Genomic DNA, 15,750 nt, shown 5'->3' with positions numbered 1-15,750 from the left:
GCTCCCCTAGCGGTTACGGTTGCCAGTGTTCAGCGCGCGGCTCAGCTGAGCGGCGATCTGGCTTTGACTGCGTTGGAATCCCTGCACATCAGGGGTGGTGATGTTCATGACCACGGTCGTCCCGCCGCTCGCTCCCCCTTTGACACCCAGCTTTCCGTCCGGCCCCCGTGCCAAGGGCATGATCGCCTCCGGTCCGGCCTCGCCCATCAGCCCCATCCCCCCGCGCATGCCAAAGCCAGTGGCGGTGCTGACAATCCCCCCTTGAGCAAAAGGCATCACACGTCCCTGAGAAAACGGGGCCCCATCGGCAAAGGGGAGTATTCCCTGCACCAGTGATCCCACACCTTGACTGATCAGCCCGCCGACGTGATCGGACACCGGCTTCATCGCCGCGTTATAAGTCGTGTTCACCATCGACCGCGCCACAGTGGACAGGGCATCCGACAGCTTCATCCCGTCAAACGCGACACCATCAAAGGCCCTGCGCAATCCACGGCTCAGCCCTTTCTCCAACGTCGCGACATCCTTGCCTGTCGCGGCCAATGCGCTGCGCATACGGCGCAGTTCGGCATCGAAACCGGCCACCAGCGTGGCCGTCGCGCCAAGCGTCTCATTCAACCGCTCTGCGCCATCCTCGAGCCCCTCGAATATATCATCCTGTGCCATCAGTCTTCCTCTCTCTGCCTATCGGGATAAGCCGCCATCAAGGCTGCCAATCCCTCCCCCAACAGCGGAGCCCGCCCCGCCTCGCTCCCCAGCATCAGTTGCAGCTCTGCCGGCGTGAGCGCCCAGAATGCGTCGGGCGTCAGCGACAATCCCCTCAGCCCCGCCCGCAGGAGCGCGGCCCAGTCCATCCCCCGCGCGGTCTCTGTCGTGGTCTTCTTGGGTGGCACGCTCATACCGGCACGACAAAGGCACGCGCCAAAAGCTCTGCGGCGGCCTGAGAGGCGGCAACCGGCCCGCCCTCGATCTCGGCCTGCGCAAGCGTCTCGGCGCTCACCTCGGTCCCCCCTGCACGAAGCCCCGCGGCCAACAGCAACAGCACATCCCGACTGCTGAACCGATGCCCCTCGAACCGCTCGACCAAAGCCACCAGCGACGGCTCCTCCAGCGCGTCCTCCAGCTCGGCTAAAGCCCCCAGGGTCAGCCGTGCCACGCGCCGCTGACCGTTCACCACCAGCGCCACATCCCCTCGCCACCGGTTCACCATGATCAGACCCCGCCCTCGGGTGCGTCTGCCATATCCGCGGTAAAGCTCAGCTGCCCCGCGGATTGCAGGCTCAGCTCATAGGTCGCCTCCCCATTCAGCGACCCGCCATACTCAATGGCCGCCACCTGGAACGGCCCCTCGATAATACCGAAGCTGGGGATCACGATCTGGAAATCCGGCGTCAGCCCGTCAAAAAACAACTGTCGTGCACGTTCATCCGTGCCCGCATCGCGAAACACCCCCGACCCGCTGATTGCGGCAGACCGGACGCCCGCACCCGCCAGCAGCTCCCGCCAGCCCCCCTCACTGTCAAGCGAGGTCACCTCAACCGGCTCCGCGTTAAAGCTCACCCGCGTCGCACGCAGCCCCGCGATCGTTTCGAACTGACCATCGCTCGTCATGTCCACCTTGACCAAAAGATCTTTGCCCGCTTGAACAGCCATATCCACTCTCCTGTTAATTTCCTGAAACTTCGGCTCAGCCGTCCTGAACCCGCGCCCTGAACCGCATCTCTATCTGGCGGCGCGCATCCGCCCCGACCTGTCGTGCGACGGCCCGCTCGAACCGCAAGCTCACCAGCCGCCCGCGGCTCAGGCCAAACTGCCCACCGACCAGCGCATCACTCACCGCAGCGGCCACCTGTTTCGCGGGGGCGAACCCCGCATGATGCGTGACGACAAGAACCGTGAACCGATGCTCCGCCCCGCCGCCCGTCCTGTCAGAGGCATCGCGCACCACTTCGGACCCCAGCTGCACATACAGCGCTGGCACCTCCCCCGCAGGAGCCGCATCAAAAACCGCATCGCCCACAAGCGCCGTGATCTCCTGATCTGTGCTCAACACGCCAAAGACCGCCTGTTGCAGGGCAAACCCCATGCCATAGCTCATACCGCCACCTCCTCATGGGTCAGGCAGGCCAGATACCGCCCTTGTGCGTCCTGCTCGACCACCGACTGGATCTGATAGACCCGTGTGCCCTCGCGAAAGCGCTGCTGCGGCAAGGGGCGCGCGGGATCGCCCACTGGCGCACCGCGTACCGTCACCACATAGACCCCGCGGCTCACCGCAATGCCGCCACGCCCCAAACGCCGGCCCCGCCGCGCCGTGACATCCGCCCAGAGATCCCCCACACGCACCCAGCTCCGGCTCTCTCCGCCCGCGCCATCAGGCTGAGGCACCTGCGCCTCCAACACCAAGCGGCGGCTCAACGACAGTCGGCTCATGCGCGTGCCCCCAAGCCGATCCGCAGTGGGCGGTAGCGCTCGATCAGGCTGCTCACCCCAAAGGGCATGCAGCCATCCCCAAGGCGGGTCTCGTGGCGGTATTCATAGTAATGCGCCGCCAGCATCAGCACGGCCTGCTGCAAATCCGCGGGCACAGCGCCCCAGCTTTCCCCAAGCCCCGCCTCGAACAAGACCTCCACCGACCCTTGCGGCGGAATGAACGGCAGCATCGCCCCTGATGGCTTCAGCAGCGGAGCCTGCATATCGCGCACCAGCCAATAGCGCTGCGGCTCGATCACCGTCTCCATCGCATCCCGCGCCACCACGGTGACGCTCACGATCTGCCGGACCGGCCCCACGGGCAAAGCCTGCGCCTGCGGGTCCGCCCACTCTTGCACGGTCATGGTAAACAACCGCGAGATCAGCGCCTTACCTGTGCGCGCCTCAATCGCGGCAATGGCGGCACGCAAAAAGCTCTCCAAAACGGGCTCTTGTACGGTTTCGGTGCCAAAACCGCTGCCCATCCGCAAATGCGCCTTGAACGGCTCTAGCGGAAGATCGGCCTCCGCCACCCCTGTCTCTTCGATCAACATCTCATCGCTCCAAATCTAGCCCGCCAAAGCCCCCCGAACGCGCACCCCGACTGCATCGCTCGGTCGGAGGCAGCAGCTAGGCAATGCACCCGGCGCATCACGGCGCGCCCGGGGGATGGGGCCAGCCACCGCCAGCCCCCCTATTCGACCCCGCGCCTTAGGCGGTGCCGAATTTCAGCAGCTTGATCGCGGCAAAGTCGCTCACGTCGCCGCCCACCCGTTTGGTGGCATAGAACAGCACATGCGGCTTGGCGCTGAAGGGATCGCGCAGGATCCGCAGGTCGGGCCGCTCTGCTACGGTGTAACCGGCGGCAAAATCACCGAAGGCGACCGAGAATGAATCCGCCGCCACATCGGGCATGTCCTCGGCCACCAGCACCGGATAGCCCATCAGCCGCGCGGGCTGGCCCTGCGTCATCCCGTCAGACCACAAAAACCGCCCGTCCAGATCCTTAAGCTTGCGCACGATCCCTGCCGTCTTCGAGCTCATCACAAAACTCGCCTGCGCGCGGTACTGCGCCCCAAGCGCATAGACCAGATCAACCACCGCATCCGCCGTGATCTCGCCTGCGACGCCGGTGGGCACATAGCCCAGATTGCCCCACTCCCAGATCACATTGTCGACCGTGGCATGGGCCAGAAACCCCTTGGGCTTGTCGATCCCGTCCCCGTGGATAAAGGCCGCGGCCTCTGCCCGCGAGAATTTGTCGGCGATGCGCCCCGCCAACCAGGCTTCGATGTCAAAGGCACTGTCATCCAGCAACCGCTGCGAAGCTTTGGGCAGCGCGCTCAGCTCGTGCAGCGGGATGGTAATACGGTCGATCTGCGGCGTGTCGGTCTCGGACACGGCCCCCGTTTCTGTCGCCCAACCGGCACCCACATCCGCATGATCCACCAGCACGTCGTAAGAGGTCGCCTCGACCTGCACCACCGACGCAATCGCCCGGATAGAGGCCGTGGCATTCAACACCGACTTCACCCGATCCGAGGTCTGCGGGTCCACCAGATAGCCACCATCCGAATTCACCGCCGCCGACAGCGCCTTGCTCTCCAGCTCAAGCCCGCGCAACCCGTCGTCGTCGCCGTTGCGGATATAGGCATGCAGCGCCTTCTGATGCGGCGCACCGCTGTCCACAGCCCCAGCCAATGGTGTGCGCGCCGGCAAAGTCATCTTTCGATCCAACATAGTCATTCGCTCTTCTGTTTGTTGCAACTTGGTCGTCATCTCGTCCTGAAACCCTTTGAAATCCTGCACAAATCCACCCACCGCGCGGCGCATCTCCTCGACCGCGCCTTGGGGCTCGGTGCCCATGTCATCCTCGTGTCGTTCCATCCGCTTACCCTCCGTTCCGTTTGAAATTTTGCCGCGCCTCGTCAAAGACACCGGCCATGCCGCGCAAGACGTCTCCGATGGCGATGAAATCCCCCTTGGCCGCGATCCGCGCCGTGGGGAGCATGGGAAACGTCACCAGCGACACCTCCCATAGGTCCAGGGTCTGCAGCACCCGCTGACCCGCGTCATTCTTGGCCGCCCGCTGCGTGCGATAGCCGATGCTAAGGCCATCAATCGCCCCGGCCTCGATCAAGGCCGCCGCCTCGCGGCCCCGCGCCACACTGTCCAGCAGCCGCCCCTTGACCCATAGGCCGCGCGCATCCTCGCGCAGCTCGTCCCACACGCCGATGGGCTGTGCCGGATCATGCTGCCACAGCATCTTGATCCGACGCCCCGCGGCCTCCGCCGCCGCCAGCGAGGCGCCATAAGCCCCCCGTGCCACCAGATCACCACCCTGATCGACCCGCCCGAACAGGCTGGCATAGCCGCTGATCTCGGTGCCGCCCTCCACCACAAGCCCCTCGTCGAAACGCGCGAACTTATGCTCCAACCCAGCGCCCATATGGGGCAAACCTCTCCCGTTCTCCGACCCGAGGCCGAAGCGCATGCCATCTTCCATGACACCCTCCCTTGCGTTCAAATTGCTACGGCGCGACCACCAGAAACGACTGTACCGCCTGCGCCAAAATCACCGCGACCACACCATAGACGGTCAACCACAACCGCCGCTCCAGCCGCTCCATCATCTCCTCCAGCCGGTCGAGCCGCTGCAAAAGATTCTCGTGGTGGATCGCGCTCACCCTCTCATGCGCCTGCAACCGCAACCCCGGCGCACATTCAAACCGGTCATATCCCATCTCCTCAACCATCCGCCGCCACCGCTGGCAGCCCCAACAAAGACCGCTTTTCCGCCTGCGTCAGAAAATCCGCCCCCGCCACCCGCGCCCATTGCGCGTCACGCTCCTGCGCCAGGGCGGGCACCTGATCCAGATCGGGCTTCAACGTCACTGCCTCATGGGTGAACCCCGCCAGCCACGCACCAAGTGCGGCCGCAACCCGCGTGGCCAAAGGCAGGACCGTCAGCCGGTAGAACGCCCGATGCGCCTCCTGATAATTGGCATAGGTCGCATCCCCCGCGATCCCCAGCAGCATCGGCGGCACCCCAAAAGCCAGCGCCACTTCCCGCGCCGCCGCCTCCTTGGTGCGGTGAAACTCCATGTCCGAGGGCGAAAACCCCATCGGCTTCCAATCCAACCCGCCTTCCAGCAGCATCGGCCGCCCCGCATTGCGCGCGCCTTGATGGTGGCTCTCCATCTCGCTGACCAAACGGTCATACTGATCATCGCTCAGCTTGCCCTGCCCCTCGGTCCCCCGGTAGACAATCGCCCCCGATGGCCGCGCCGCATTGTCCAGCAAGGCCTTGCTCCAGCGCGAAGCCGCGCCGTGCACATCCAAGGCCATCGCCGCCGCCTGCAACGGGCTGAACCCATAATGGTCATCCTGCGGGTGGAAATTCTTGATGTGACAGATCGCGGCCGTATCCCCGGCCACGTCAAACCGATGCTTGCGCCCGCCGACGGCATATTCATAGGCCACCGGCCAGCCATCCGCCCCCGGCACCACCGACATGCGATCCGACCGTAAGACATGCAGCTCCACCGGCACTGGACCCGCGCCAACCGCCTCGATATAGCCGTTGCCCGTCAACAACAGCTGCGCATAAAGCGCCTCCAGCAGCTCCGCACGCCCCTGCGCCCCATTGGGCCGTGCCACCAGATCCAGCAGCGGATGCGCCTCGAACCGTTGCGCGGCATCCTGCAACACCAGCGGCAGGGCCGCCGCGGCCTCCGCAATCAGCTTCACCGACCGAAACCCCACAGGGTTGCCGCAAAACCCGCTGCGCGTCAGGCTGACCACATCGCGCGGGCTCCAGGCCACGCGCCCGCTGGTCTGAACCGCAACGACAGGCCCCGTGGCAGAGGCTTTCTTCTCCGCAACCACCTCAACCGCCCCCCGTTTGAGAAAATCAAAAACCATGCCGCTGCTCTCCCTGCTCATTGACCGCCCCATGAAGATCTCACCAATCCCTTAACGCCGCCCGACCAGAGCGCACGCCCCGCCCGCAACAGCGCTTCATTTTGCCCGTTAAACTCTCCCCGAAGGGCCGCTCTCCTCCGCAACGCGCTCACAATCCACGCACCCCGGGCATCCGCCACTGTGCCGCAGGTTCTATCATCAGCTCATGCAGCGCCCAGACCAGCGCATCGACGCGGTCCGGCGATCCGCCACCCTCGTAGCCCCGCGCTGTCATCCGGCACATCTGGTCCTCCAGCGCGTCCAGCCCCGCCACATGCCCCACGCGCCCCTGCTCATAAAGGGCCGCCACAGGCTCCGCCCGCGCGACCTTGCCACGGCTGGCATGGACCGATTTGACCGGCACCAATGGGTCGACCTGACGCAAGACCTCCGCCACCATCTGCCCGCCCTGATTGACCTCGGCGACAAGGCGATCTGCGCCATCGCGCTGATCGCCGCGCGCGCCCAGCCTGACGGGGTCGCCCCCTGCACCGTGCAATCGGCCAGCACCACGGCGCGCCAATCCTGCGGCGGGCCTTGGGTTTGCGCGCCCACCACCACGATCCCGCATTCATCCGACCCCGCGCCGGCGGTGGTGGCAGGGTCCAACCCCACGACGATCCGGTCCAACAGCGGCACATCCCGCACCCGCCCGGCCTCGATCCGCTCGGATGTCCACAGCGCCCCTTCCGCATCGGCCAGCAGCACACCGTCCAGTTCCTGTCGGCCCAGTCGTGTCCCGCGATAGCGCGCCCGCACCTCTTCGAGGAAAGAGCCCGCAAGGTTCGCGGCATTCGCCTCTGTCGGGGCATGGGTGGTCACGGTCGACGGCGACGCCAGCAGGTTTTTCAATACGCCGACATTGCGCGGAGTCGTGGTCACGCAGACCCGCGGGTCCTCCCCCAGCCGCAAAGCGAACTGCAATTGGTCCCACGTCTCTTCCGCCTTCTTCCACTTGGCCAACTCATCCACCCAGGCCGCGTCAAACTGCGGCCCGCGCAACCCCTCGGGATCATGCGCCGTATGCACCGTCGCCACGGCCCCATTGGGCCAGACCAACCGCTTGCGCGTCGCCTCCCAATCCGGTCGCCGGTCGGCGGGCGAGCACGCCAATATCCCGCTGTCGCCAAAGATCATCACCTCGCGCACCTGCTCGATCGTCTCTCCCACCAGCGCCACGCGGCGACAGCGCCCCGCATCCAAGGGCCGCGACCCTTCGACCTGCGCGCGCACCCATTCCGCCCCCGCACGCGTCTTGCCCGCACCGCGCCCGCCCATGATCACCCAGGACCGCCAGTCGCCTTCGGGGGGCAGCTGATGCGGCATGGCCCAGAACTCGAACAAAAAAGGGAGAGCCAAAAGCTCTCCCTCCTCCAGATCATTCAGGAACCGGTCTTGCACCGCAACATCGGCGGAGCCGATCCAGCTTGCACCCGATGTCAGCCCGCGCCCTTTCCATGTCCAGCGCGTATCCCCCTCGGGCAATGCCCGCTTGTCTGTTTCTGCACTCATTCAGATAGGTCTCCACCTTGACGCAGGTCGCCACCATGCCACTGGCCTTACCCAATGCCTTCGACGCTGCTGTTTCGTTTACTTCCTCCCCGGATCGGGCCTGTTCGCGCAGGCTCTCTATCTCGCGGCGCAAATCGCGGATCGCGACCTGCAACGCCTGAAGCTGCTCTTCGCTGGCAGCAATTTCCTGTTCCGGGGTATTCATCGTCATCTTGCTCTTACCTCTCGTTTTGGACCTCCAACCCGAGCAGACACGAAAAAACGGCCACCGGAACTTAATCCGGGGCCGTTTGCCCATGTCTTCTAGCATGGACGTGTTTCTATTTCAGAGCGGACGCAAAGTCAAGGAAAACAAGGTTACCAAAACCTTCCAAGCCCTTACGATGGTTAACAAATTCCTAACTTAACCCAAATCCGCGCCCGCTCTGACGCTTAGTTTCCGCCCGTCGACGCACTGCCCGCCGCTTCCGCGCCACGCTCCGCCTCGATCTGGCGCCAGCGCGCGACATTGGCGTTATGCTCTTCCAATGTCTCGGCAAAAGCGTGACCGCCGGTGCCATCAGCAACAAAGAAAACATAGTCCTCGCTGGCCGGTTGTGCCGCAGCCATCAGGCTCGCACGTCCGGGGTTCGCAATGGGCGTCGGTGGCAGCGCGTCAATGACGTAGGTGTTGAACGGAGTCTCCTTGCGCAGCTCACTGCGGCGCAGACCACGCCCCAAGACGCCCTGCCCGTTGGTGATCCCGTAGATCACGGTCGGGTCCGTCTGCAGACGCATGCCCTGATTCAAACGGTTGACGAAAACGCTCGCCACCTGTTCGCGCTCTTCCGGTACGCCGGTTTCCTTCTCGACGATAGAGGCAAGGATCAACAGTTCCTCAGGCGTCTCGACAGGCAGCCCCGGATCGCGAGCCTCCCAGGCTTCGGCCAGACGCTGTTCTTGTGCCGCGGCCATACGCGTCAGGATTTCGGCACGGTCGTCCCCTTCCGAGACCTCATAGCTGTCGGGGGCCAAGGATCCCTCCGCAGGCACCGCCGCGATCTCGCCTGACAGCAGGTCAATGGCTTTCAACGCCTCGGCCACCTGCCAGCTTGTCACGCCCTCTGCCATCGCGATGCGGAACCGCGTGTCGGCCTTCGCCTTGGTCTGGGTATAGACCTCTGGCACCTCATCCTCACCGGGGGTGAATTCGGCACGCTCGACGAAACGGCTTGTTACGGGGTCCAGTTCACGCACCTGCGTGCTGATGCGGTTCACACCGATGCGGTAGACAACTTCGGTACCGCAGGTGCTTGCCCCGCCGCGTGTCACCGTGTCCACGATCTCTTTCATCGAGGCTTCGGGCTGGATCAGAAAGCTCCCCGCCTTCAGGTCGCGGGTCTTTTCCTCATACTCCGCCCCAAGACGGAAGATCGCAGCCGAGCTTACGGCCTCTTGCGTAGCAAGATCATCGCCCACGGCACGCATGTTCGACCCGCGCTCCACCTGCAGGCAGATCGCCTGCGACAGCGGACCGGGGGCATCATACTGCCCCCGCCCCCACAGGATAATCCCGCCTAACAAAAACAAGCCTAAAATCAGAAACGTAACAGCGTTAGACGCGATATGACGCCACATTAGGATGCTTTCCCGAAGATCACGCTCGCGTTGGTGCCACCAAAGCCGAAAGAGTTGCTCAGCGCGACATCAATCTTGCGCTCGACCTTCTTGTTCGGGGCCAGGTCGATCTTGGTTTCAACCGCAGGATTGTCGAGGTTGATGGTCGGTGGGGCAACCTGATCGCGGATCGCGAGGATAGAGAAGATCGCCTCGATCGCGCCAGCAGCCCCCAACAGGTGACCGGTGGCGGATTTCGTCGACGACATGGTAACCGTCTCAACCGCGTCGCCCAGCATCCGCTCGACCGCGCCCAGTTCGATCACATCAGCCATGGTCGATGTGCCATGCGCGTTGATATAGTCGATGTCTTTTGGCTCCAGCCCGGCACCACGCAGGGCGTTGCGCATGGACCGTTCGGCCCCGTCGCCATCCTCGGCAGGGGCGGTGATGTGATAGGCATCGCCTGACAGACCATAGCCCAGCACCTCGGCATAGATCTTGGCCCCACGGGCCTTGGCGTGTTCGTATTCTTCCAGCACGACAATACCCGCGCCCTCGCCCATGACGAAACCGTCACGATCCGCGTCATAGGGGCGGCTTGCCTTGGTGGGGTCGTCGCCCCGCTTGGTGGACAGCGCTTTACAGGCGTTGAAGCCCGCCATGCCGATCTCGCAAATCGCGGCCTCGGCCCCGCCGGCAATCATCACATCCGCGTCGCCATGCTGGATCAGACGGCTTGCGTCACCAATCGCATGGGCACCGGTGGAACAGGCGGTCACGACCGAATGGTTCGGGCCGCGGAATCCATAGCGAATCGATACCTGACCCGAGATCAGGTTGATCAGCGCGCCGGGCACAAAGAACGGGCTCACGCGGCGCGGGCCTTTCTCGTGCATCATCACGGCAGTGTTCGCGATAGAGTTCAGGCCCCCGATGCCCGACCCGATCAAGACGCCGGTGCGTTCCAGATCTTCGCGGTCCGTGGGCATCCAGCCGGAATCCTCGACCGCTTGCTGTGCTGCGGCCATGCCGAACAGGATAAAGGTATCCACTTTGCGCTGTTCTTTCGGCTCCATATACTTGTCGCCGTTAAAGGTACCATCCGTACCGTCGCCAAGCGGCACTTCGCAGGCGTATTGAGTGACCAGCTTGCTGGGATCGAAGCCCGTGATCTTGCCCGCCCCGGACTGACCATCCAAAATTCTGGACCAGCTGGCCTCCACGCCATCGGCCAACGGAGTTACCAATCCCAAACCTGTCACTACTACTCTGCGCATATCCAAGCCCCTTGGTGTTTCTTTGCGTTGACCGGCTATACCTTGCCGAGACCGTAAATTTCAAGACGCGAAGCGCCCAAGCCACGGTCAGACCGGCGGGCCTTTGCGCGTCATCAGACGTATCTTGTCGCCGTCAAGCTCTATGTCGCGCAGCGCGGTATATCCCAGGGTCTCGGCCAGACGCAGCGACGATGCATTCGCCACGGCGATCATGCACACCGTGCGCCCCGTCACCACGCGATCGAACCAGTCATGCGCCGCGCGCGCGGCTTCCAGCCCCAGCCCCGTGCCCTGCGCTTCGGGGGCCAGCACCCAGCCGGCCTCGGGAAAGGGATCGAAATCGTCGCCAAACCCGCGGGAACCAAAGAAAAACCCGACCTGACCTTCCATCTCGCGGGTGCCGCGCGACTGGATCGCCCATTGACCAAACCCGACAATCTGCCAATGGCCCGCGTTGCGCAGAAACGCATCCCAGCTTTCGGCCTTGGGTTTGGGCTTGCCGGTAATATGGGTCACCACGGCGGGCGTGGCCCAGATGTCAGCATAACGGGGGAAGTCTTCGGCCCGCATGGCGCGCAGGGTGAGACGGGCGGTATTGATGGTCGGTACTGATCGCGACATGTGGTGAATTACCTTCACGCTTGAATTTCTGTCACCGTCAGTGTCACGCCGCAGCCCGCGCAACACAAGTGACGCGCGGTCCCCCCAAGCAAAAACGGCGCCCTTCCGCTAGGAAGAACGCCGTTCTCTAAATCTCGTGCCGCCGCGACGCCTATGGGGCTGCGGCTGGCGAAAACGTCTTAGGACGCTTCTTTGATGAACTTGACCGCGTCGCCGAAGGTCTGGATGTTCTCGGCTGCGTCATCGGGGATCTCGATGCCGAACTCTTCTTCGAACGCCATAACCAGCTCAACAGTGTCGAGGCTGTCTGCGCCAAGATCGTCGATGAACGATGCGTTCTCAACAACTTTGTCTTCTTCAACACCCAGGTGCTCTACAACGATCTTCTTTACGCGGTCTGCGACGTCGCTCATATTCAGTCCTCATTCATTCGGGCAATCCTGCCCTCTTATGTTTCCGTCAGAACCTTGTGTGGTCCGTATGGATCGTGCCCCGAGGGGCGGCTATGGCCCTTGTTGTCACAAGGTAAGGGGGGCAATCAAGCCTCCCTATGATGGATTCTGCGCCCCATTTAGCACAAGACGCAGATTTGGCAAACGCTTTGCAGCGCAGGGTCACAACATGGCCATGCCGCCGTTCACATGCAAGGTGGTTCCGGTAACATAGGCGGCTTCCGCACTCGCCAGATAGACAACAGCCGACGCGATTTCGGATGCTTCGCCCATACGGCCCGCAGGGATTTGCCCCATGATTCCCGCCTTTTGGTCGTCGGTCAGCTTGTCAGTCATTGCCGTGGTAATGAAACCGGGGGCGACCGCGTTCACGGTGATCCCGCGGCTGGCAACCTCATAGGCAAGTGATTTGGACATGCCCACCATACCGGCCTTGGACGCGGCATAGTTCGCCTGACCGGGGTTACCGGTGGCCCCGACCACGCTCGAGATATTCACGATCCGGCCCCAACGCGCCTTCATCATGCCGCGCATCACGCCTTTGCACAGCTTGAACGTCGCGGTCAGGTTGACGTTCAGGACCGAATTCCATTCATCATCCGACATGCGCATGAACAGGTTGTCGCGGGTGATGCCGGCGTTATTGACCAGAATATCAACCGATCCCATCGCTTCGGCCGCCTGTTTGGGCAGCGCGTCAACGGCGTCCATATCGCTCAGGTTACAGGGCAGCACATGGGCGCGCTCGCCCAGTTCGGCGGCCAGCGCCTCAAGAGGTTCGGTGCGGGTGCCGGACAGGCCCACGGTCGCGCCACGGGCATGCAGGCTGCGCGCGATTTCCGCGCCGATACCACCCGAAGCCCCGGTGACCAGCGCATTTTTTCCAGTAAGATCAAACATATGTAATTCCTTTCGCAGCCTGTCTCAGGCCGTTTTCACGGCAGCGGCATCGGCAGCGGTGCCGATGTTCACGCAGGTGATTTCCTTGTTGATGCGGCGGATCATGCCGGACAGCGCCTTGCCCGCGCCGATTTCCCAGACCTCGGTCACGCCCTGCGCGCCCATCCATTCAACCGACGACATCCAGCGCACCTGACCGGTGACCTGCTCGATCAGCAGCTTGCGGATCTGTTCGGGATCGGTGACCGCCTCGGCCACCACATTCGCCACAACGGGCACGGCAGGGGCGTTCATTGTCACATCCGCCAGCGCACCGGCCATCTCTTCTGCGGCGGGGGCCATCAGGGCACAGTGGAACGGGGCGGACACAGGCAAGAGCAGCGCACGCTTGGCGCCAGCCGCTTTCGCCAGATCAATCGCGCGTTCAACGGCCGCCTTGCTGCCCGAAACGACATTCTGCGCCGGATCGTTCTGGTTGGCGACCTGACAGACCTCGCCCTGTGCGGCCTCTGCGGCGACGGCCTCGGCCTGCTCAAAGCTCAGCCCCAGAAGGGCCGCCATAGCGCCCTGCCCCACGGGCACAGCCGCCTGCATCGCGCGCCCCCGGATGCGCAGCAACCGCGCCGTATCGGCAAGCGAGAATGTCCCCGCCGCGCATAGGGCCGCATATTCACCCAGCGAATGACCCGCGACATAGGCCGCCTTATCGACGGTAACGCCTTCGGCCTTCAACGCCGCCATCGCCGCCATTGATGTCGCCATCAGCGCAGGCTGCGCGTTCTGTGTCAGCGTCAGCTCGTCCGCGTCGCCTTCCCAGATCAGCGTCGACAGCTTTTCGCCCAAGGCTTCGTCCACCTCGTCAAACACGGCCTTTGCCGCCGGATAGGCGTCGGCCAGATCGCGGCCCATACCGATGGTTTGCGCGCCTTGGCCCGGATATACGAATGCAATGGTCATAAAGTCCCCCGAATTTGCGTTTCCAGCGCTTTAGCGCGTGGGTGGCCGTCAAACAAGCCTGCACGGCGACTGTGCGCTGATCCGCATTGGTCCCCAAGCCCCGTTGCAGTATGGAGAAACCACCCCATTTCGCGACGGAGCACCCAGATGGCCTTAACCAATACCTCAATCCGCTACGGCGGGGTGACCAAGTTCCTTCACTGGCTCACCGCCCTGCTGATCCTCACGCTGATCGCCCTTGGCCTTTATGCCAGCGATCTGCCCCACGATACGCAAGCGGCGCTGACCCGCAAAGCGTGGCTGTTCTCGCTGCACAAAACACTGGGCGTGACGGTCTTCTTTGTCGCCCTTGCCCGCATCATCTGGGCCTATACCCAACCCAAACCGGGGCTGCTGAACGCGGATCACCGCCTTGAAAGCTGGCTGGCGGAAACGGTGCATTGGGTGCTGTATGGGTCGCTGGTGATCGTCCCGCTGGCCGGCTGGATCAACCACGCCGCCGCCTCTGGCTTTGCGCCGATCTGGTGGCCGCTGGGGCAGTCGCTGCCGTTTATCCCCAAGAACACAACAGTAGAACACGCCTTTGGCGCGCTGCACGTCATCTCGGGCAAACTGCTGATCGGCGCGTTGATCCTGCATATCGCCGGCGCGGTGAAGCACCACGTTGTGGACCGCGATTCGACCCTGCGGCGGATGCTGCCGGGCGAAGCCATCGTCGGCCCGCTACCTGCGCAGCACCACTCTGCCGCGCCGGTGATCACCGCCACTGTCGTCTGGGTCGCCGCGATTGCGGTCGGGCTGGGCCTTGGCTTGGGCCAACAAAGCGATCAACCCGCCCCGACCGAAACCGCCGCGCTAGAGGATGTCGCCTCCGACTGGCAGGTGCAGGATGGGACCATCGCGCTAGAGGTCACGCAGTTCGGGTCCGTCGTGGCTGGCAGCTTTGCCGACTGGACATCCGCGATCACATTTGACGACACCGTACAATCCGGCAAAGCGGGCGACGTAACGACCACGGTCGCGATCCCGTCGCTGAGCCTCGGGTCGGTGACAGATCAGGCGATGGGGGCCGATTTCTTCAACAGCGAGGCCTTCCCCACCGCGATTTTTCAGGCTGATATCAATGCCACCGCCGACGGCTATGTCGCAGCGGGCAGCCTGACGATCAAGGATCAGACGATGCCGATCGACCTGCCTTTCACCCTGACGTTGCAGGGCGACACTGCCCGGATGACAGGCTCCACCACGCTGGACCGCCGCAACTTCGGCATCGGGGAAACGGTGACGGACGAAAGCACGCTGGCCTTTAGCGTCACGGTGAATATCGACCTCACCGCCACACGCGGGCAGTAATCCCGCCCTATAAACGCAAAAACGCCGGGGTTCTGCCCCGGCGTTCTCGTTTCTTAATAAACGGTGGAAAGCTTACTCAGCCTTCATCGCTTCGATAGAGATGTTCACTTGCACTTCGTCGCTGACGAACGGCGCGAACTGACCAAGGTTAAAATCGGTGCGTGTGACCGTGGTCGTCGCGTCGAAACCGGCCCAAGGCTTCTTGGCCATCGGATGCTCGCCCATCTGGTTCAGCTTGGCATCCAGCACTACGGATTTGGTTACGTCGTTCATGGTCAGATCACCGGTGATCAACGCGGTCTTTTCACCTGTGACCTCGATACCGGTCGATTCAAACGTCACCATGTCGCCATCTTCGGCACCAAAGAAATCAGCGGTCATGAAGTGTTCGGTGCGAGGCTCCCAGCCGGTGATCATGTCTTTGACCGGGAAAGATACGGACACAGAGGAGTTCGCGGGCTCTGCCTCGTCCAGCATGATTTCACCGTCAAAACCGCTGAACATCGACGTGGTGGTCGAGAACCCAAGGTGGTTATAGGTGAAAACGATCTGGCTGTGGCTTGCGTCCAGCACATATTTCTCGGCGGCGAAAGCAGAGGTGGCACCCAGTGTCAGGGCGGTGGCAAGAAGGACAGACTTCATGT

The 15,750-nt window shown here is 63.3% G+C and carries 20 protein-coding genes and 1 pseudogene; 1 reads left to right on the top strand and 20 read right to left on the bottom strand.

The genetic code is table 11. The features are described 5' to 3' along the window. Nucleotides 1–6 precede the first annotated feature (6 nt). The 19 genes and pseudogenes from ACTRWK_RS11730 to fabD form a co-directional block, all read right to left on the bottom strand. Complete coding sequence (locus ACTRWK_RS11730; RefSeq protein ID WP_289081763.1) at nt 7–666, bottom strand: phage tail tape measure protein; 660 nt, start codon at nt 664–666, stop codon at nt 7–9. Then, nucleotides 666–899 carry a rcc01693 family protein gene (locus ACTRWK_RS11725; RefSeq protein ID WP_289081762.1) on the bottom strand — a complete coding sequence of 78 codons (234 nt, stop codon included), beginning with the start codon at nt 897–899 and terminating at the stop codon, nt 666–668. Before ACTRWK_RS11725 ends, ACTRWK_RS11730 begins: the two co-directional genes overlap by 1 nt. Further along, nucleotides 896–1,210: a gene transfer agent family protein gene (locus ACTRWK_RS11720; RefSeq protein WP_009826749.1), complete on the bottom strand. Its 315-nt coding sequence runs from the start codon at nt 1,208–1,210 to the stop codon at nt 896–898. The genes ACTRWK_RS11725 and ACTRWK_RS11720 overlap by 4 nt, the downstream gene beginning before the upstream one ends. 2 nt (nt 1,211–1,212) lie before the next feature. Then, nucleotides 1,213–1,653, bottom strand: a complete 441-nt coding sequence (locus ACTRWK_RS11715) for a phage major tail protein, TP901-1 family (RefSeq protein WP_074635098.1) — start codon at nt 1,651–1,653, stop codon at nt 1,213–1,215. Nucleotides 1,654–1,687: 34 nt separating this feature from the next. Then, nucleotides 1,688–2,098 (bottom strand): DUF3168 domain-containing protein, encoded by a 411-nt coding sequence (locus ACTRWK_RS11710; protein ID WP_289081761.1) that lies wholly within the window; start codon nt 2,096–2,098, stop codon nt 1,688–1,690. Further along, nucleotides 2,095–2,433, bottom strand: a complete 339-nt coding sequence (locus ACTRWK_RS11705; protein WP_289081760.1) for a head-tail adaptor protein — start codon at nt 2,431–2,433, stop codon at nt 2,095–2,097. The genes ACTRWK_RS11710 and ACTRWK_RS11705 overlap by 4 nt, the downstream gene beginning before the upstream one ends. Continuing rightward, entirely contained in the window at nt 2,430–3,026 is a 597-nt protein-coding gene (locus tag ACTRWK_RS11700; RefSeq protein WP_037944004.1) for a head-tail connector protein, read from the bottom strand. Before ACTRWK_RS11700 ends, ACTRWK_RS11705 begins: the two co-directional genes overlap by 4 nt. A 157-nt stretch (nt 3,027–3,183) precedes the next feature. Then, the gene (locus ACTRWK_RS11695) at nt 3,184–4,359 is read right to left on the bottom strand and encodes a phage major capsid protein (RefSeq protein WP_289081759.1); all 1,176 of its coding nucleotides are present in this window, start codon (nt 4,357–4,359) and stop codon (nt 3,184–3,186) included. 4 nt (nt 4,360–4,363) lie between these two features. Next, nucleotides 4,364–4,978: an HK97 family phage prohead protease gene (locus ACTRWK_RS11690; RefSeq protein ID WP_462843936.1), complete on the bottom strand. Its 615-nt coding sequence runs from the start codon at nt 4,976–4,978 to the stop codon at nt 4,364–4,366. Nucleotides 4,979–5,003: 25 nt separating this feature from the next. Then, nucleotides 5,004–5,228: a GTA head formation protein, RCAP_rcc01685 family gene (locus ACTRWK_RS11685; protein ID WP_005852894.1), complete on the bottom strand. Its 225-nt coding sequence runs from the start codon at nt 5,226–5,228 to the stop codon at nt 5,004–5,006. Then, entirely contained in the window at nt 5,221–6,396 is a 1,176-nt protein-coding gene (locus ACTRWK_RS11680) for a phage portal protein (RefSeq protein ID WP_184582351.1), read from the bottom strand. Before ACTRWK_RS11680 ends, ACTRWK_RS11685 begins: the two co-directional genes overlap by 8 nt. 148 nt (nt 6,397–6,544) lie before the next feature. After that, nucleotides 6,545–7,878, bottom strand: a pseudogene (locus tag ACTRWK_RS11675) (DNA-packaging protein). Beyond that, the gene (locus ACTRWK_RS11670; protein WP_240790778.1) at nt 7,814–8,158 is read right to left on the bottom strand and encodes a hypothetical protein; all 345 of its coding nucleotides are present in this window, start codon (nt 8,156–8,158) and stop codon (nt 7,814–7,816) included. The pseudogene ACTRWK_RS11675 and the gene ACTRWK_RS11670 overlap by 65 nt, the downstream one beginning before the upstream one ends. Nucleotides 8,159–8,379: 221 nt before the next feature. Then, on the bottom strand, nt 8,380–9,564 hold the full coding sequence (mltG, locus tag ACTRWK_RS11665; protein ID WP_462843935.1) for an endolytic transglycosylase MltG: 1,185 nt from the start codon (nt 9,562–9,564) through the stop codon (nt 8,380–8,382). Further along, nucleotides 9,564–10,823 (bottom strand): beta-ketoacyl-ACP synthase II, encoded by a 1,260-nt coding sequence (gene fabF / locus ACTRWK_RS11660; RefSeq protein ID WP_074635104.1) that lies wholly within the window; start codon nt 10,821–10,823, stop codon nt 9,564–9,566. Before fabF ends, mltG begins: the two co-directional genes overlap by 1 nt. Nucleotides 10,824–10,910: 87 nt before the next feature. After that, complete coding sequence (locus tag ACTRWK_RS11655) at nt 10,911–11,444, bottom strand: GNAT family N-acetyltransferase (protein WP_005852883.1); 534 nt, start codon at nt 11,442–11,444, stop codon at nt 10,911–10,913. A gap of 179 nt (nt 11,445–11,623) precedes the next feature. Next, nucleotides 11,624–11,857 (bottom strand): acyl carrier protein, encoded by a 234-nt coding sequence (locus ACTRWK_RS11650; protein ID WP_005852881.1) that lies wholly within the window; start codon nt 11,855–11,857, stop codon nt 11,624–11,626. A gap of 201 nt (nt 11,858–12,058) precedes the next feature. Then, the gene (fabG, locus tag ACTRWK_RS11645) at nt 12,059–12,796 is read right to left on the bottom strand and encodes a 3-oxoacyl-[acyl-carrier-protein] reductase (RefSeq protein ID WP_005852879.1); all 738 of its coding nucleotides are present in this window, start codon (nt 12,794–12,796) and stop codon (nt 12,059–12,061) included. A 24-nt stretch (nt 12,797–12,820) separates the two neighbouring features. Next, nucleotides 12,821–13,753 carry an ACP S-malonyltransferase gene (gene fabD, locus ACTRWK_RS11640; protein WP_462843934.1) on the bottom strand — a complete coding sequence of 311 codons (933 nt, stop codon included), beginning with the start codon at nt 13,751–13,753 and terminating at the stop codon, nt 12,821–12,823. Nucleotides 13,754–13,900: 147 nt separating this feature from the next. Here fabD and ACTRWK_RS11635 point away from each other — a divergent pair, with 147 nt between their 5' ends. Next, nucleotides 13,901–15,106 carry a cytochrome b/b6 domain-containing protein gene (locus ACTRWK_RS11635; RefSeq protein ID WP_462843933.1) on the top strand — a complete coding sequence of 402 codons (1,206 nt, stop codon included), beginning with the start codon at nt 13,901–13,903 and terminating at the stop codon, nt 15,104–15,106. Nucleotides 15,107–15,178: 72 nt separating this feature from the next. Here the strand turns inward: ACTRWK_RS11635 and ACTRWK_RS11630 are convergent, their stop codons facing one another. Then, nucleotides 15,179–15,748: a YceI family protein gene (locus tag ACTRWK_RS11630; protein ID WP_174226624.1), complete on the bottom strand. Its 570-nt coding sequence runs from the start codon at nt 15,746–15,748 to the stop codon at nt 15,179–15,181. Nucleotides 15,749–15,750: the final 2 nt, after the last annotated feature.

This window comes from Sulfitobacter sp. G5_S2_6_S6 (assembly GCF_054968505.1).
Note: the sequence above shows the minus strand (reverse complement) of the source record. Positions and strands in the feature narration are given on the sequence as shown.

Excerpts from the sequence above, each read along its gene's own strand:
- ACTRWK_RS11730 (WP_289081763.1), bottom strand. The coding sequence starts at position 666 with ATGGCACAGGATGATATATTCGAGGGGCTCGAGGATGGCGCAGAGCGG.
- ACTRWK_RS11725 (WP_289081762.1), bottom strand. The coding sequence starts at position 899 with ATGAGCGTGCCACCCAAGAAGACCACGACAGAGACCGCGCGGGGGATG.
- ACTRWK_RS11720 (WP_009826749.1), bottom strand. The coding sequence starts at position 1,210 with ATGGTGAACCGGTGGCGAGGGGATGTGGCGCTGGTGGTGAACGGTCAG.
- ACTRWK_RS11715 (WP_074635098.1), bottom strand. The coding sequence starts at position 1,653 with ATGGCTGTTCAAGCGGGCAAAGATCTTTTGGTCAAGGTGGACATGACG.
- ACTRWK_RS11710 (WP_289081761.1), bottom strand. The coding sequence starts at position 2,098 with ATGAGCTATGGCATGGGGTTTGCCCTGCAACAGGCGGTCTTTGGCGTG.
- ACTRWK_RS11705 (WP_289081760.1), bottom strand. The coding sequence starts at position 2,433 with ATGAGCCGACTGTCGTTGAGCCGCCGCTTGGTGTTGGAGGCGCAGGTG.
- ACTRWK_RS11700 (WP_037944004.1), bottom strand. The coding sequence starts at position 3,026 with ATGTTGATCGAAGAGACAGGGGTGGCGGAGGCCGATCTTCCGCTAGAG.
- ACTRWK_RS11695 (WP_289081759.1), bottom strand. The coding sequence starts at position 4,359 with ATGGAACGACACGAGGATGACATGGGCACCGAGCCCCAAGGCGCGGTC.
- ACTRWK_RS11690 (WP_462843936.1), bottom strand. The coding sequence starts at position 4,978 with ATGGAAGATGGCATGCGCTTCGGCCTCGGGTCGGAGAACGGGAGAGGT.
- ACTRWK_RS11685 (WP_005852894.1), bottom strand. The coding sequence starts at position 5,228 with ATGGTTGAGGAGATGGGATATGACCGGTTTGAATGTGCGCCGGGGTTG.
- ACTRWK_RS11680 (WP_184582351.1), bottom strand. The coding sequence starts at position 6,396 with ATGGTTTTTGATTTTCTCAAACGGGGGGCGGTTGAGGTGGTTGCGGAG.
- ACTRWK_RS11670 (WP_240790778.1), bottom strand. The coding sequence starts at position 8,158 with ATGACGATGAATACCCCGGAACAGGAAATTGCTGCCAGCGAAGAGCAG.
- mltG (WP_462843935.1), bottom strand. The coding sequence starts at position 9,564 with ATGTGGCGTCATATCGCGTCTAACGCTGTTACGTTTCTGATTTTAGGC.
- fabF (WP_074635104.1), bottom strand. The coding sequence starts at position 10,823 with ATGCGCAGAGTAGTAGTGACAGGTTTGGGATTGGTAACTCCGTTGGCC.
- ACTRWK_RS11655 (WP_005852883.1), bottom strand. The coding sequence starts at position 11,444 with ATGTCGCGATCAGTACCGACCATCAATACCGCCCGTCTCACCCTGCGC.
- ACTRWK_RS11650 (WP_005852881.1), bottom strand. The coding sequence starts at position 11,857 with ATGAGCGACGTCGCAGACCGCGTAAAGAAGATCGTTGTAGAGCACCTG.
- fabG (WP_005852879.1), bottom strand. The coding sequence starts at position 12,796 with ATGTTTGATCTTACTGGAAAAAATGCGCTGGTCACCGGGGCTTCGGGT.
- fabD (WP_462843934.1), bottom strand. The coding sequence starts at position 13,753 with ATGACCATTGCATTCGTATATCCGGGCCAAGGCGCGCAAACCATCGGT.
- ACTRWK_RS11635 (WP_462843933.1), top strand. The coding sequence starts at position 13,901 with ATGGCCTTAACCAATACCTCAATCCGCTACGGCGGGGTGACCAAGTTC.
- ACTRWK_RS11630 (WP_174226624.1), bottom strand. The coding sequence starts at position 15,748 with ATGAAGTCTGTCCTTCTTGCCACCGCCCTGACACTGGGTGCCACCTCT.